General features: G+C 71.8%; 13 protein-coding genes. 8 read left to right on the forward strand and 5 right to left on the reverse strand.

The features are described 5' to 3' along the window. Positions 1-6 precede the first annotated feature (6 nt). From AB0J71_RS37905 to AB0J71_RS37920, 4 genes are all read right to left on the reverse strand, one after another. Positions 7-1,227, reverse strand: a complete 1,221-nt coding sequence (locus AB0J71_RS37905) for a Gfo/Idh/MocA family oxidoreductase (protein WP_364418837.1) — start codon at positions 1,225-1,227, stop codon at positions 7-9. After that, complete coding sequence (locus tag AB0J71_RS37910; RefSeq protein ID WP_364418839.1) at positions 1,228-3,294, reverse strand: hypothetical protein; 2,067 nt, start codon at positions 3,292-3,294, stop codon at positions 1,228-1,230. 11 nt (positions 3,295-3,305) lie between these two features. Next, positions 3,306-5,255: a hypothetical protein gene (locus AB0J71_RS37915; protein ID WP_364418841.1), complete on the reverse strand. Its 1,950-nt coding sequence runs from the start codon at positions 5,253-5,255 to the stop codon at positions 3,306-3,308. Positions 5,256-5,431: 176 nt separating this feature from the next. Beyond that, on the reverse strand, positions 5,432-6,229 hold the full coding sequence (locus tag AB0J71_RS37920; RefSeq protein WP_352329134.1) for an IclR family transcriptional regulator: 798 nt from the start codon (positions 6,227-6,229) through the stop codon (positions 5,432-5,434). A gap of 161 nt (positions 6,230-6,390) precedes the next feature. Here AB0J71_RS37920 and AB0J71_RS37925 point away from each other — a divergent pair, with 161 nt between their 5' ends. From AB0J71_RS37925 to AB0J71_RS37940, 4 genes are read left to right on the forward strand one after another with little or no spacing between them, the layout of a single operon-like run. Beyond that, positions 6,391-7,728, forward strand: coding sequence for an aspartate aminotransferase family protein (locus AB0J71_RS37925; RefSeq protein WP_364418844.1), 1,338 nt, complete (start codon positions 6,391-6,393; stop codon positions 7,726-7,728). Beyond that, positions 7,715-8,896 carry a mandelate racemase/muconate lactonizing enzyme family protein gene (locus AB0J71_RS37930; RefSeq protein ID WP_352329130.1) on the forward strand — a complete coding sequence of 394 codons (1,182 nt, stop codon included), beginning with the start codon at positions 7,715-7,717 and terminating at the stop codon, positions 8,894-8,896. The genes AB0J71_RS37925 and AB0J71_RS37930 overlap by 14 nt, the downstream gene beginning before the upstream one ends. Further along, the gene (locus AB0J71_RS37935; RefSeq protein WP_352329128.1) at positions 8,886-9,728 is read left to right on the forward strand and encodes an amidohydrolase family protein; all 843 of its coding nucleotides are present in this window, start codon (positions 8,886-8,888) and stop codon (positions 9,726-9,728) included. Before AB0J71_RS37930 ends, AB0J71_RS37935 begins: the two co-directional genes overlap by 11 nt. After that, entirely contained in the window at positions 9,725-10,486 is a 762-nt protein-coding gene (locus tag AB0J71_RS37940) for an SDR family oxidoreductase (RefSeq protein WP_364418846.1), read from the forward strand. Before AB0J71_RS37935 ends, AB0J71_RS37940 begins: the two co-directional genes overlap by 4 nt. Positions 10,487-10,522: 36 nt before the next feature. Here AB0J71_RS37940 and AB0J71_RS37945 read toward each other — a convergent pair whose 3' ends face one another. Then, the gene (locus AB0J71_RS37945) at positions 10,523-11,104 is read right to left on the reverse strand and encodes an HD domain-containing protein (protein ID WP_364392316.1); all 582 of its coding nucleotides are present in this window, start codon (positions 11,102-11,104) and stop codon (positions 10,523-10,525) included. A gap of 114 nt (positions 11,105-11,218) precedes the next feature. Between AB0J71_RS37945 and AB0J71_RS37950 the strand changes: the two genes are divergently transcribed. From AB0J71_RS37950 to AB0J71_RS37965, 4 genes are all read left to right on the forward strand, one after another. Next, positions 11,219-11,500, forward strand: a complete 282-nt coding sequence (locus AB0J71_RS37950; RefSeq protein ID WP_352330520.1) for a metal-sensitive transcriptional regulator — start codon at positions 11,219-11,221, stop codon at positions 11,498-11,500. A gap of 22 nt (positions 11,501-11,522) precedes the next feature. Next, complete coding sequence (locus tag AB0J71_RS37955; RefSeq protein WP_352330522.1) at positions 11,523-11,735, forward strand: copper ion binding protein; 213 nt, start codon at positions 11,523-11,525, stop codon at positions 11,733-11,735. Further along, entirely contained in the window at positions 11,732-12,706 is a 975-nt protein-coding gene (locus AB0J71_RS37960) for a hypothetical protein (protein ID WP_364418848.1), read from the forward strand. Before AB0J71_RS37955 ends, AB0J71_RS37960 begins: the two co-directional genes overlap by 4 nt. Before the next feature lie 27 nt (positions 12,707-12,733). Continuing rightward, on the forward strand, positions 12,734-14,648 hold a 1,915-nt coding region (locus AB0J71_RS37965), incomplete at its 3' end, for a heavy metal translocating P-type ATPase (protein WP_364418850.1).

The raw sequence follows: 14,648 nt of genomic DNA on the forward strand, positions 1-14,648 counted from the left end.
TCCTTCCTAGAATGCGGGCACGGTGACGACCGTGCCGCTGTGCCGGGCCTTCTCGGCGGCGAAGACCGCGAGGTGGCTGTGGAGCGACTCGGTGGGGCCCGAGCGCACGTGTGCGGGGTCGCCGGTGGCCAGCGCGGTGACGAAGGCGTCCATCACGCCGTCGTCGCCGCCGCCGTGGCCGTCGCCGGCGTTCGAGCCGGTCTCGGCGACGCTGCGCCGGCTGCTGCGGCCGTCGCGGAAGTCGAGCACCTCGACCGACTCGCCGTCGCCGATCAGCCGCCCGTGGGTGCCGAAGATCCTGGTCTGGCGGTGGGTCTGCTCGGTGAAGGCGGTCATGGTGAAGGTCGCGGTCGCGCCGCCGGTCAGCTGCATGGCGAGCACCTGGTGGTCGACCACGTCGTTGTCGCAGGCGTAGACGCACCTGCCGTACGGGCCGGTGCGCAGGGCGTCCATGACCTGCTCCTCGTTCTCGCCGAGGACGCTGGTCGGCCAGTCGTAGCCGCGGTTCAGGTACAGGCGGGGAGCCGAGTACGGGCACCGGGGCTCCAGGACGCAGTCGAGGCAGCGGTCGGCGGCCTGCTCCGGGCGCCGCTCGGGCCTGAAGTGGCCGAGCGAGCCGAAGCTGGCGACCTGCTCGATCCTGAGCCCGGTGACGTAGGTCAGCCAGTCGAGGTCGTGGGAGGACTTGGCCAGCAGCATCGGGCTGGCCAGGCGCTCGCTGCGCCAGGGGCCGCGCACGTAGGAGTGCGCCTGGTGCCACCAGCCGACCGGTTCCAGGTGCTCGACGCTCATGACCTCGCCGAGCACGCCGCTGTCCACGGTCTGCTTCACCAGCGCGGTGTAGGGCGTGTAGCGCAGCACGTGGCAGACGGCGAGCAGCACGCCGGTCTCGCCCACGGCCGAGACGATCTCGCGGCACTCCTCCTCGGTCGGCGCCATGGGCTTCTCGACGAGCAGCGCGTAGCCCGCCCGCGCCAGGGCGATGGCGGGCTCGACGTGCAGGCGGTCCTGGGTGGCCAGGACGACGGCGTCGGCCACCCGCTCGCGCAGCAGGTCGCGCCAGTCGCCGAACTCGCGCACGCCGGGGCCGGCCAGCCTGGTCCGGCGGGCGGGGTCGGGGTCGGCCACGGCGACCAGCTCCGCGCGATCGGGGTGCGCGGCGATCCAGGAGGCGTAGGTCTGCCCCCGGTTGCCCGCTCCCGCGACCGCCAGCGTTATTTTTCGCACCTAAATCACCAGATTTCCTGATGTGAGGACCTTCGGGCCGTCGGCCGGCAGCTCCCTGGCGACGCCCTCCTCGACGTTGCCCGTGTGCTGGACCACCTCGAACGCCTTGATCGACAGACGGCCACCGCCGAACTGGCAGCCGGTCGCCATGTAGCGGTTCCGGCCGGCGTCGAGCTGGACGTGGGCTCCGGCGTTCTGGCTGCGCACCCCGGCCAGCTGCCAGGAGACGAGCCCGGCGGCCTCCACCCGCGACAGCCCGGCCTCGGCCAGCTCGGTGCCGCCGTCGAGGCGGATGCGCTGGTCGGCCTTGCCGGCGGCGGCCAGGCCCACGTTCTTCACCGTGCAGCCGGTCAGCGACACGGAACCGGCCAGCACCAGCGGGGCCGCGCCCTCGGCGCCGTTCAGCGTCGAGCCGGACAGGCGCAGGTCGGCGCCGTTGAAGGCGTTGCCGTTCAGGCCGTGGAACGTGGTGCGGCTGACGTGCAGCGGCGCGGTCACGTTCGCCTGGACGATCTCGCTCTTGGCCGGGACGGTGAAGACGCAGCCCTCGATCAGGTTGGGCCGCCGCGACAGCTTCGACTGCTGGGAGACGATCAGCGTGTGGCTGGCCGAGCAGCCGCGCATCTGCACGCCGTCGGCGTTGACCCAGATCATGCCCGAGCCCTCCAGCGACGGCTTGCCGATGACCTGGAGGTCCTCCAGCGTCAGGTCGGTGACCTTCACCCGGGCCACGAACCACGAGCAGACGTGCTTGCGCACCGTGATGCGCTTGGCCGCCGAGCCCCAGGCCGCGCCGGAGTTGGCGAAGGTCATCAGGCCGGAGTTGCCGGTGTAGGTCAGGTCGTGCTCGTACTGGCCGTGGGTGACGAACGGGCCCTGGTCGTCGCCGTCGCCGTGGCAGTTCTCCACGTAGCAGTAGGCGCTGGCGGTGAAGTCGTTCAGGTGCCGGGCGTTGGCCGTGTGGCAGTCGCGGACGTGGCCGTACAGGCAGTAGATCTGCTGGGTCAGGTAGCCCGCCCCACCCCAGGTCACGCTGGCGGGGTTCTTCAGCGTGCAGCGCTCGGTGCGGAAGTGGGTGGCCCAGCGCCGCATGATCAGCGGCCAGAACGTGCCCGTGCCGTGGACGCCCTCGACGTCGCAGTGGACGGCGTACTCGTAGGCCAGCGGGTGCGAGCCGGTGTACTGGTCGCCGTCCGCGACGCCCTCGAAGCGCAGGTTGCGCACGTGCACGCGCTCGACCGGCTCGACCAGGGTCCAGGTGATCGTGCGGCCGGCGGCCAGCTCCCAGCCGTTCTTGTAGTTGACCCGGATGTGCGTGCCGTCGACGATCTGGGTGACCTCGACCAGCTTCTGCAGCTCGCGCTCCCAGCGGCCGGACAGCGCGTTGACCTCGGCGCTCCACCACTGCCCGACCTTGAAGGCGGCGGAGTCGGTCACCTCGAAGACGTCCGACAGGTCGGGCACCGGGGCGCTCAGCTTGTGGCTGACCGTGGTGCTGGTGACCTTGCCGCGGAAGAACATCACCGCCGCGAACGGGTCGTCCTGGCCCGCCTTCTCGATGCCGACGGTGCGCATCGTGTGGCCGCCGAAGTCGAGCACCAGGCCGGAGCGCTGGAACTTGTGACGCTTGACGAAGTTGAGGTCGCTGTGGGCCTCGATCCTGGAGACGGCGGGGTCGTTGACCATGGCCTCCAGCGCGGCGTCGGCGGGGGTCCTGTCGTCGAAGACGCCGAAGGCGCGGAAGTCGAGGCAGCCGTCGTGCAGCTGGATCCAGCGGCCCTGGGGCGCGGAGCCGAGCACGGTGCCGCCGTTGGCGGGGGTGGTGGCGGCGGCGTCCCAGCGGACGAGCTTGCCGCCGCCGTCGCCCGGCTTGAGATAGCCCGCGACCTGCGCCAGCGTGCCGTCCGCCAGTTTGGCGGCCTCGAAGGCGAGCAGCTCGGCCACGGTGGCGACCGCGTGCACCTCGTCCTTGGGCTTCTTGTCCGGCTCGGCGAGCGCGGGCCTGGCCATCAGGACGGTGCCGACAGCCGCTAAACCGGTGACGCGCAGGATGTCACGACGTTCCATGGGGTGGTTCCTTACAGTGCGAGGGTGTCGGCGATGAGGACGCGGGGGCCGGCGGGCGGGAAGGCGCGCTCGACGCCCTCCTCGGTGCAGCCGGTGTGCACCAGGACGGTGGCGGCGGTCAGGTCGAGGCGGCCGCCGGTGAACCGGGAGCCGGTGGCGCGCCAGCGGTTGTCACCGGTGGCCGGCTCGACGCGGGTGCCGGTGGCCGTGCAGGCGGCCAGTTCCCAGGTCAGGACGCCCGGACCGGCGGCCCGGCCGAGCGTGGCGTTCTCCAGCGTGACGCCCTCCAGGCGCAGCCGCTGGTCGCGGACGGCGCTCAGCTCGACGCGCACGCCGTCGAGCCGGCCGCCGCTGATCACGACGTCGGCCGAGCCCACCGAGACCGTGCCCGATCCGCTCAGGACGCAGCCGGTGAAGCGTAGCGGGCCGGAGCCGCGCAGGGTGGCGCCGTCGAGACCGGTGACGGCGCACTCCTTGAAGTGCAGCGCGTTGCTCACCGGCGTCTGCACCAGCACCTGGTCCTTCGGCAGGTCGAAGGAGCAGCCCTCGATGACGTTGGGCCGGCCGGAGCGGTTGGACCGCTGGCCGATCGCGACGGTTTTGGCCGAGCAGCCGCGCATGTGCAGGCCGTCGGCGTTCACCTGGAGCGTTCCCGCCGGGTCGAACGTCGAGCGCGGGATCACCCGGACGTCCTCCAGCGTCAGGTCGGTGATCTTGGTTCCGGCGACGAACCACGAGCACAGGTGCTTGCGCACGGTGATGCGCTTGGCGCTGGTGCCCCAGAGGGCGCCGCTGTTGGCGATGTCCATCAGGCCGGAGTTGCCGGTGAAGACCAGGTCATGCTCGTACTGGCCGTGGGTGGTGAAGGGGTTGCCGCCCTCGTCGTCGCCGTCGCCGTGGCAGTTCTCGACCGTGCAGTAGGCGCTGGCGGTGAAGTCGTTGAGATGGCGGACGTTGGAGGTGGTGCAGTCGGCGACGTGGCCGTACAGGCAGTAGATCTGCTGGGTCAGGTAGCCGGCTCCGCCGTACATGACGGTCGGGGGGTTCTTCAGGCTGCAGCGCTCGGTGCGGAAGTGGGTGCACCAGCGTCGCATGATCACCGGCCAGAAGCTGCCGGTGGCGTGCACGTCCTCGACGTCGCAGTGGACGGCGTACTCGTAGGCGACCGGGTGCGAGCCGGTGTACTCGTCGCCGCCCGGGGCCGCCTCGAAGCGCAGGTCGCGCACGTGCACGCGCTCGACCGGGTTGATCAGCGTCCAGGTCAGCGTGCGGCCGGCGGCCAGCTCCCAGCCGTTCTTGTAGTTGACCCGGACGTGCCGGCCGTCGACGACCTGGGTGATCTGGACCAGGCGCTGGAGCTCGCGCTCGTACGTGCCGGCCAGGGCGTTGACCTCCACGGCCCACCACTGGCCGACCCGGAACTGCCGGGAGTCGACCTCGAAGACGTCGGCCAGGTCGGGGAGCGTGGCCGTGAGCGTGCCGGTGACCGTCGTCCCGGTCCGCTCGCCCTGGAAGAACAGGACCGCGCCGAAGGGGTTGTCGTGGGAGTTCTTCTCGATGCCGGCAGTGGTCATGGTGTGGCCGCCGAAGTCGAGCACCAGGCCGGAGCGCCGGAAGGTGTGGCGCCTGACGAAGTTGAGATCGGTGCGGGCCTCGATCCTGGAGACGGCCGGGTCGTTGACCATGGCCTCCAATGCGTCGTCGGCGGGGGTCCTGTCGTCGAGGACGCCGAAGGCGCGGAAGTCGAGGCAGCCGTCGTGCAGCTGGATCCAGCGGCCCTGGGGCGCGGAGCCGAGCACGGTGCCGCCGTTGGCGGGGGTGGTGGCGGCGGCGGCCCAGCGGACGAGCTTGCCGCCGCCGTCACCGGCGCGGTGGTAGCCCGCGACACGCAGCAGCGTGCCGTCGGCGAGTCGGGAGGCGTCGAGCGCGAGCAGGCGCGCGACGTCGGCTACATGGTTCATGGGGGGAGGCCTTCGGGGAACGGGGTGATGGGAAGGCCGGGCGACGTGCGAAGGCGGGCAGGCGGCGGTGCTGCGGCCCAGACGTCCGGCGCCGGGGGCCGCGGCGCTCGGAGTCGGATCTTCGCCCGAAACGATTGGCGAGGACGCTAGACAGTGGGAACGGATCTGTCAAGCCGTCACGGGGCATGCCCGAGATGCTGGGAGATCATCGCCGCCGTCTCTCTCACCTCCCGGCCGAGCTCCTGGTAGCGCCAGGCGGGCAGGTCGCGCTTGAGCGAGGTGATGCTGATCGCGCCGACGCAGGCGCCGGTGTGGTCGCGCAGCGCGCTGCCGATGCAGAAGATGCCGTCGGCGTCCTCCTCGTCGTCGACCGCGTAGCCGAGCTCCCTGACCGTCTTCAGGTGGGCCAGCAGCACCGGCAGCTCGGTGATCGTGTTGCCGGTGCGGCGCGGCAGGCCGACGTGGCCGACGACCCTGGCGACCTCCTCGTCGCCCATCTCGGCCAGCAGCGCCTTGCCCAGCCCGGTGCAGTGGGGCAGCTCCCTGGTGCCCATCCGCAGGTCGACCTGGATGCGCTCGCCGTTGCTCACCTGGTCGACGACGACCGCCTGGCCGGCCTCGGGCACCGCGAGCCTGGAGTTCATGCCGGTGCGTTCGGTGAGCGCGACCAGCGCGGGGCGGGCCACGTCGCGCAGCGAGAGCTGCTCCTGGGCCCTGGCGCCCAGCCTGGACAGGGCCATGCCCAGCCGGTAGCGGCGGTTCATGCCCTCGCCGTCGTCGGCGACCAGGCTGTAGCCGCGCAGCGTGTAGAGGGTGGCGAAGGCGGCGCTCTTGCTCAGCCCGCAGGCCGCGGCGACCTCGGTCACGCTCATGCCGCCACCCGGCCCCACGCGGGACAGGACCTCCAGCACCTCGGCGGCGCGGGCGACGCTGCGGACCCAATATCGCGATTCCTCAGCAGCAGTGTTCGTCACAGCCGAACAGCTTAGCGGAATTCATCGTTGACCCCCACCCATTCTCGTGTTTCAATCTCCCTCACCTGTTCGGTATTGCCAAACACTGTTCGGAATTTGTGGCGGACGATCAGCGCTTCCCAGGCCGGGCCGGGCCGGGAGGCGCGTCGGAGGAGAGAGATTTGAAGCACCTAGCCGAGCGCGCACGCCAGGTCATCCCGGGCGGCGTGAACAGCGGGCAGCGCAGCATCCCCGGGCTCACCGACCTGGTGATCACCCATGCCGCCGGCGCCCGCTTCCGCGACTCGCAAGGACGGGAGTTCGTCGACTACCACGCGGCCTTCGGCCCGCCGCTGCTCGGCCACAACGACCCCGACGTCGCCGCGGCCGTCGCCGAGGCCGGCCGTACGGTGGACCTGTGCGGCGTGGGCGTCACCGCCGGCGAGGTGGAGCTCGCCGAGACGCTCGCAGAGCTCGTGCCGAGCGTGGAGAAGGTGCTCCTGACCAGCACCGGCAGCGAGGCCACCTTCCACGCCCTGCGCGTGGCCAGGGCCGCGACCGGCCGCCGGCTCGTGGTGAAGTTCCAGGGTTGCTACCACGGCTGGCACGACGCGGTCAGCCTCAACGTGATCTCCACGCCGGAGAAGGTCGGCAGCCACGACCCCATCTCGACCGGCATCCTGCCCGAGGTGCTGCAGGCCACGCTGGTCCTGCCGTTCAACGACCCCGAGGCGGTACGCCGGGCGTTCGCCGAGCACGGCGACGACATCGCCGCCGTCATCCTGGAGCCGGTGCCGCACAACGTCGGCTGCCTGCTGCCCGAGCAGGAGTTCCTCCAGACGCTGCGCGCCGAGTGCACCAGGGCGGGCAGCGTGCTGATCTTCGACGAGGTCATCACCGGCTTCCGTCACCACCTGGGCGGCTGGCAGGCGATCTGCGGGATCACCCCCGACCTGACCACCATGGGCAAGGCGATCGCGAACGGCTACCCGGTGGGCGCGCTCGGAGGCCGCGCCGATCTCATGGAGCTGTTCAGCTCGCGGCCCGGCGGCCCGGCCTTCTTCGCCGGCACCTACAACGGCCACCCCGCCGTCGTGGCGGCCGCCCTGGCCACGCTGCGCAAGCTGCGCGAGGAGCCGGTGCACGAGCACGTCTTCCGCCTCGGCGAGCGGATCAGGACCGGGCTGGCCGAGGTGTTCGCCTCGCTGGACATCCCGGCGCTGGTCAGCGGGTACGGCTCGGTCTTCGTCGGATATTTCATGACCGGACCCGCCCGCAGCTACGACGACCTGCTGCGCAATGATGCCAACATGTTCATCGGGTACCGCCGCCGGCTGCTGGAGCACGGCGTCTTCGAGCTGCCGCTGAACCTCAAGCGCAGCCACGTCTCCTACGCCCACACCGACGCCGACGCCGACCACCTGCTGGAGGCGGCCGCCATCGCGGCCCGGCACGCCCGCGGCGACGTGCTCGACCTGACCGACGCCAGCACCATGGGCGGTGCCGATGCTCACCGTTGACACCAGCCGCCCGGCCGGGCCCGCCGGCCGGATCAGCCGCGTCGAGACCCTCTCGCTGGGCACCGCCTGGCGCGACTTCTCCTACGTGCGCATCCACACCGACGAAGGGCTGAGCGGCATCGGCGAGATCACCCACCCCTACCGGGGCCGGGAGACCTGCTCGCTGACCGAGGCCATGGCGCAGCGCCACCTGATCGGCGCCGATCCCTTCGACGTCGAGGAGATCTGGCTGCGGATGTACCAGGGCGACTTCCTGCGCGGCGGCGACGTCGGCGGCATCGTCGTCTCCGGCGTCGACCAGGCGCTCTACGACATCATGGGCAAGGCGCTGGGCGTGCCCGCCTACCGGCTGACCGGCGGCGCCTGCCGCGACCGGGTGCGGGTCTACGCCAACGGCTGGTACACCGGCGAGCGCGATCCGCAGGTGTTCGCGGCCAAGGCCAAGGAGGTCGCCGCCCGCGGCTACACCGGGCTGAAGTTCGACCCGTTCGGCGCAGGGCTGGGCGAGTTGTCCCGGGCCGAGCTGCGACTCTCGGTGGACATCGTCGCGGCGGTCCGCGAGGCCGTGCCCGACCTCGACCTGTTCGTCGAGGGGCACGCCCGGTTCGCGATGCCGACCGCCGTCCGGCTCGTGCGCGAGCTGGAGCCGTTCGACCTCGGCTGGTTCGAGGAGCCGCTGCCGTGGACGCACATCGAGCGCTACGCCGAGCTGCGCGCCCGCGCCGCCATGCCCATCTCCGGCGGCGAGCACTTCCACAACCGCTACGAGTACGCCCGGCTGTTCGCCACCGGCGCGGTCGACATCATCCAGCCCGACCTGTCGATGGCCGGCGGGTTCACCGAGATCAGGAAGCTGGCCGCGCAGGCCGACGTGCACGCCATGCTCGTCGCCCCGCACAACTCCAACTCCCCGCTGTGCACCACGGCCTCCGTGCACGCCGTGCTCGGCATGCCGAACCTGCTCGTCCTGGAGACGTTCGACGGCATGCTGGAGCCGTACGTCTTCGACGCGCTGAAGGGCGTCCTGCCCGTGGTCGACGGCCACGTCGGCCTGCCGGAGCGGCCCGGCCTCGGCGTCGAGCTGGCCGACGAGGTCTTCGCCGAGCACCCGCCGTCCCACCGGTTCTGGAACATGTTCAAGGAGGGCTGGGAGAAGCGTGATCGTTGACGTCCACTCCCATCTGTTCAGCTGCCCGGACGACGTCGGCGACCCGTTCGCGGCCGAGTCCGCCCGCGCGCACGGCGGTCACGTCGACCTGACCGTGCGCTGGGCGGACTACGCCGCCACCTCGCCGGCCGGCACCCGTACCGTCGTGGTGGGCGGCAAGGCCAGGCGGTCGGGCCTGTGGGTGGACGACGCCGCCGTGGCCGCCTACGCCGCCGAGCACCCCGACCGGCTCATCGGCTACCTGTCGCTCGACCCCACCCAGCCCGGCTGGCGCGACGAGCTGGAACACGGGCACCGCGACCTGGGGCTGCGCGGCATCAAGCTCATGCCGATGTACGCCGGTTTCGACCCGGCCGCACCCGAGCTGGACGACCTGTACGCCTACGCCGCCCGCCACGGCCTTCCGCTGCTCGTGCACACCGGGACCACGTTCGTCTCGGCCGCGCCCCTGCGCTACGCGCTGCCGGTGCACCTGGACGAGGTCGCCATCAGGCATCCGGAGCTGCGCATGGTCCTGGCCCACCTCGGCCACCCGTACGAGGGCGAGTGCATCGCGGTGATCCGCAAGCACCGCCACGTCTACGCCGACGTCTCCGCCCTGCACTACCGCCCCTTCCAGCTCTGGCACAGCCTGCGCCTGGCCCAGGACTACGGGGTGTGGGGCAAGCTGCTGTTCGGCAGCGACTACCCCTTCACCACGGTGGACGCCTCGGTGGAGGGGCTGCGGGCGGTCGGCGCCGTCCCCGGCATCCCCGGTCTGCCGCCTCTCGACCGGGAGGAGATCGAGAAGCTGATCCACCGCCCGTCGCTCGACCTGCTGGGGCTGTCATGACCGAACTGGCCGTGGTCACCGGGGCCGCCAGGGGCCTCGGCCAGGCCATCGCCGCGCGCCTGACGGCCGACGGCTACCGGGTGATCACCGTCGACCGGCCGGGCGCGGGCTGCGCCTACGGCTTCGACCTGGCCGACACCGAGGGCCTGGCCGGGCTGGCAGACGCGGTCCGCCGCGACCACGGGCCGATCCACGTGTTGGTCAACAACGCCGGGGTGGCCCGGCTCGAACACTTCAACGAGATCACCGTGGCCGGCTGGCAGGCCGTCATGCGGGTCAACTGCGACGCGCCGTTCTTCCTGGCGCAGCGGGTGGCCGAGCACATGATCGCGGACGGCGTGCGGGGGCGGATCGTCAACGTCTCCTCCAAGAACGGCCTCATGGCCGAGGCCGGGCTGGCCCACTACAACGCCTCCAAGGGCGCCCTGGAGCTGATCACCCGCTCGCTCGCCGCCGAGCTGGGCGCCCATGGCATCACCGTCAACGCCGTGGCGCCCGGCATGATCGCCACCCCGATCGACGGCGACTTCCCCCTCGACCGCGCGGCCTTCGAGGCGGCGTGGGAGGAGCGCATCCCGTTGCGCGGCGGGTACGGCAGGCCGGACGACGTGGCCGGCGCGGTGGCGTACCTGGCCTCGGAGTCGGCCCGCTACGTCACCGGCTCCACCCTGGTCGTGGACGGCGGCGTGCTGGCCGACCAGATGCCGAGGACGCGGTTCATGACGCCGTACCGGAACTCGTTGCGGCCCGGTTCCTGACCTGCGGCGTCGCCGGGCTTGGAGCAGGGGCTCGGGTCAGCCGCCGTCCAGCGGGTTGGCGGCGATCCGCCCGGCGACGTCGTTCCGGACCGACGCGGCGGCGGCGCTGTCCGGCTTGCGCCTGGCCTGGTCCTCGAAGCAGGCCAGGAACTCGGCGCCGAAGCCCAGCCTGGGGTAGCGGGCGAGCAGCTCCGCCCTGGCGTCCGGCGCGAACTCCTCGGGCCGCCGCCCGACCACGTCCCAGCTCGTGGCGACCTGCAGCAGGTGGGACTCGGGGTCGTCGGCGGCGGACACGTCGGCGCGCATGTGCAGCCTGATGATCTCCGCGGCCCGCTCGGCCCGCTCCGCCGGCCAGCCGGCCGCCGCGCCGAACACCCAGGCGAGCTGCCCGCCCGCCTCCTCGAACGGCAGCCGGTGGCTGTCGAAGGGCTCGGTCAGCCCCATGTCGTGCAGCAGCGCCGAGACGTAGTAGAGCTCGTCGTCGAAGGCGATGCCGTGGGCCGCGCCGTACATCGCCCCCCACAGGTAGGCGCGCACGCAGTGGTTGAGCAGCGCGGGCGAGCAGTAGCGGCCGGCCACCGACAGCGCCGCGGCGGCGGCGGGAGTCTCCGGGAACATGCCCTCAGCCTTTCATCCGGCCGCCGGAGCTCGTCGCGGGGGCCGCCACTTGCCTTCTGGATACCATAGGGGGGTATAGTGTGCTCAACGGCAACGAGCCGAGGGAGGGCTGGCATGGCTGGACACGGCAGTAACAAGCAGGACCAAGGGATGCGGTTGCGCCGCATCGAGGGGCAGGTCCGCGGCCTGCAGCGCATGGTCGAGGACGACAAGTACTGCATCGACATCCTGACCCAGGTGTCGGCCGCCACCAGCGCCCTGAAGTCGTTCTCCCTGTCGTTGCTGGAGGACCACCTGGCCCACTGCGTCGCCGAGGCCACCGCGAAGGGCGGCCCGGAGGCCGAGGCCAAGGTCAAGGAAGCCTCCGACGCCATCGCCAGACTTGTTCGTTCCTGACCGGATTGAAGGAGAGACCGATATGAGCACCACCACCTACACCGTCCAGGGCATGACCTGCGGCCACTGCGTCAGTTCGGTCAAGGAAGAGGTCGGCGAGGTCGCCGGGGTGACCGGCGTCGAGGTCGATCTGGCCTCCGGCCTGCTGACCGTCGAGAGTGACAGCCCGATCGACGCGGCGAAGATCGTCGCCGCCGTCGAGGAGGCCGGGTACGAAGTGGCGAACCAGTCGTGAACACCGCAGCCAAGCTCGGCTCCTACGCCCTGGGGCTGGCCGTCGTCTTCGGCGGCGCCCTGGGCGCCGGCAAGGCCGTCGGCCCGGTCGGGGCCGTTCCCGCCGCCGACCACAGCGCCATGACGGCCACCCCGGAGACCGCGCAGAGCGCGGGCCACAACCAGCACACAGCCCAGCAGACGACGACGAAGAAGAACGATACCCCCGGGGGGCTCCAAGTGTCCGAGAACGGTTACACCCTCAACCCGCTCACCACGTCGCTCAAGCCAGGCGAGCCCGCCGACTTCCGCTTCTCCGTGACCGGCCCCGACGGCCGCCCGGTCACCGACTACCAGGTCCAGCACGACAAGAAGCTGCACTTCATCGTGGTCTCCCGCGACCTGGGCAGCTTCCAGCACGTGCATCCGGAGATGTCGGCCGACGGCATCTGGTCGGTCAAGGTCACCTTCCCCGAGGCGGGCGGCTACCGGGCCTTCGCCGACTTCGCGCCGACCGGCGGCCAGGCCCTGACGCTGGGCGCCGACCTGGCCGTGGCGGGCGACTACCAGCCCAGGCCGCTGCCGGAGACCGGCCGCACCTCGAAGGTCGACGGCTACGAGGTCACCCTCGACGGCGACCTGACGCCGGGCCAGGCCAGCAAGCTCACCCTCAAGGTCAGCAAGGACGGCAAGCCGGTCACCGACCTGCAGCCCTACCTCGGCGCCTTCGGCCACCTCGTCGCCCTCCGCGCCCGCGACCTGGCCTACCTGCACGTTCACCCCGACGGCGAGCCGGGCGACGGCAAGACGCAGCCGGGGCCCGAGATCGTCTTCTACGCCGAGGTGCCGAGCGGCGGCGACTACCGCCTGTTCCTGGACTTCCAGCACGAGGGCGAGGTCCGTACCGCCGACTTCACGCTCGCGGCCGGGCCGCGGCCCGCCACCCCCGACGCGTCGGCGACCCCCGCCGGGCACGGCAACCACAGCCACTGAGAAAGCCACTGGGAAAGGGGAACGGTGATGACCTCTGTCACCGATGACCGGCAGAACGCGGTCGAACTCTCGATCGGCGGCATGACCTGCGCCTCGTGCGCCAACCGCATCGAGCGCAAGCTCAACAAGATGGACGGCGTGACCGCCACGGTCAACTACGCCACCGAGAAGGCGAAGGTCACCTTCCCCGAAGGCGTCGATCCGCAGCAGCTGATCGCCCAGGTGGAGGCGGCCGGCTACACCGCCGCGCTGCCCGCGCCGCCCCGCTCCGAGGGCGAGCCGGGCGAGCGGGAGCCGGAGGACGAGCTGCGGCCGCTGCGCAGCCGGTTGATCACTTCGGTGGTGCTGGCGGTGCCGGTGATCGCGATGGCGATGATCCCGCCGTTGCAGTTCACCAACTGGCAGTGGATGTCGCTGGTGCTCACCGCGCCGGTCGTCGTCTACGCCGGCTGGCCCTTCCACAAGGCCGCCTGGACGAACCTGCGCCACGGCGCCGCCACGATGGACACGCTGATCTCGGTCGGCACCATCGCCGCGCTCGGCTGGTCGTTGTGGGCGCTGTTCTTCGGCACGGCGGGCACCCCGGGCATGACCCACCCGTTCGCGTTCACGATCGAGCGCACCGACGGGTCGGGCAACATCTACCTGGAGGCCGCGGCGGGGGTGACCGCGTTCATCCTGGCCGGCCGCTACTTCGAGGCCCGCTCCAAGCGCCGGGCGGGCGCCGCCCTGCGCGCCCTGCTGGAACTGGGCGCCAAGGACGTCGCGGTGCTGCGCGACGGCGTCGAGACCCGCATCCCCAGCGACCGGCTGGCCGTGGGCGACCGGTTCGTCGTGCGGCCCGGCGAGAAGATCGCCACGGACGGCGTGATCGAGGAGGGCACCTCCGCGGTCGACGCCTCGATGCTGACCGGCGAGTCGGTGCCCGTCGAGGTGCGTCCGGGCGACGCCGTCACCGGCGCGACGGTGAACGCGGGCGGCCGGCTGGTCGTCCGGGCCACCCGGGTCGGCGCGGACACGCAGCTCGCCCAGATGGCCAAGCTGGTCGAGGACGCCCAGACGGGCAAGGCGCAGGTGCAGCGGCTGGCCGACCGCGTGTCGGGCATCTTCGTGCCTATCGTGATCGCGCTGGCCCTGGGCACGCTGGGTTTCTGGCTCGGCACCGGCGACGGCGTCGGCGCGGCGTTCACCGCCGCGGTGGCCGTGCTGATCATCGCCTGCCCGTGCGCGCTCGGCCTGGCCACCCCGACGGCGCTGCTGGTCGGCACCGGCAGGGGTGCGCAGCTCGGCATCCTGATCAAGGGCCCCGAAGTGCTGGAGTCCACCCGCCGCATCGACACGGTGGTGCTCGACAAGACGGGCACCGTCACCGAGGGCCGGATGACGCTCACCGGCGTGCACCTGGCCGAGGGCGAGGACGAGGCCGAGGTGCTGCGCCTGGCGGGCGCTCTGGAGCACGCCTCCGAGCACCCGATCGCGCAGGCCATCGCCAAGGGCGCCGCCGCCCGGGTCGGCGACCTGCCCACCCCCGAGGACTTCGCGAACGTCGAGGGCCTCGGCGTCCAGGGCGTCGTGGACGGGCACGCGGTCCTGGTCGGCCGGCCGAGGCTGCTGGAGGAGTGGTCCCAGCACCTGCCGTCCGACCTGGAACGCGCTCTGCACGCCGCCCAGGCGGGCGGCAGGACCGCCGTGGCGGTCGGCTGGGACGGCAAGGCCCGCGCGGTGCTGGTGGTCGCCGACGTGATCAAGCCCACCAGCAAGGAGGCCATCCAGCAGCTCAGGGCGCTCGGTCTCACCCCGGTCCTGCTGACCGGCGACAACGAGGCCGTGGCCAGGACGGTGGCCGCCGAGGTCGGCATCGACGAGGTGATCGCCGAGGTGCTGCCCGCCGACAAGGTCGACGTCGTCAAGGAGCTCCAGGGCGAGGGCAAGGTCGTGGCCA

The sequence above is a fragment of the Nonomuraea sp. NPDC049637 genome (assembly GCF_040675235.1).
Classification (GTDB): Bacteria; Actinomycetota; Actinomycetes; order Streptosporangiales; family Streptosporangiaceae; genus Nonomuraea.

Bases quoted from the DNA above. Each gene is read 5' to 3' on its own strand.
- AB0J71_RS37910 (WP_364418839.1), bottom strand. From the start codon at position 3,294: ATGGAACGTCGTGACATCCTGCGCGTCACCGGTTTAGCGGCTGTCGGC.
- AB0J71_RS37915 (WP_364418841.1), bottom strand. From the start codon at position 5,255: ATGAACCATGTAGCCGACGTCGCGCGCCTGCTCGCGCTCGACGCCTCC.
- AB0J71_RS37930 (WP_352329130.1), top strand. From the start codon at position 7,715: ATGCTCACCGTTGACACCAGCCGCCCGGCCGGGCCCGCCGGCCGGATC.
- AB0J71_RS37940 (WP_364418846.1), top strand. From the start codon at position 9,725: ATGACCGAACTGGCCGTGGTCACCGGGGCCGCCAGGGGCCTCGGCCAG.
- AB0J71_RS37945 (WP_364392316.1), bottom strand. From the start codon at position 11,104: ATGTTCCCGGAGACTCCCGCCGCCGCCGCGGCGCTGTCGGTGGCCGGC.
- AB0J71_RS37950 (WP_352330520.1), top strand. From the start codon at position 11,219: ATGGCTGGACACGGCAGTAACAAGCAGGACCAAGGGATGCGGTTGCGC.
- AB0J71_RS37955 (WP_352330522.1), top strand. From the start codon at position 11,523: ATGAGCACCACCACCTACACCGTCCAGGGCATGACCTGCGGCCACTGC.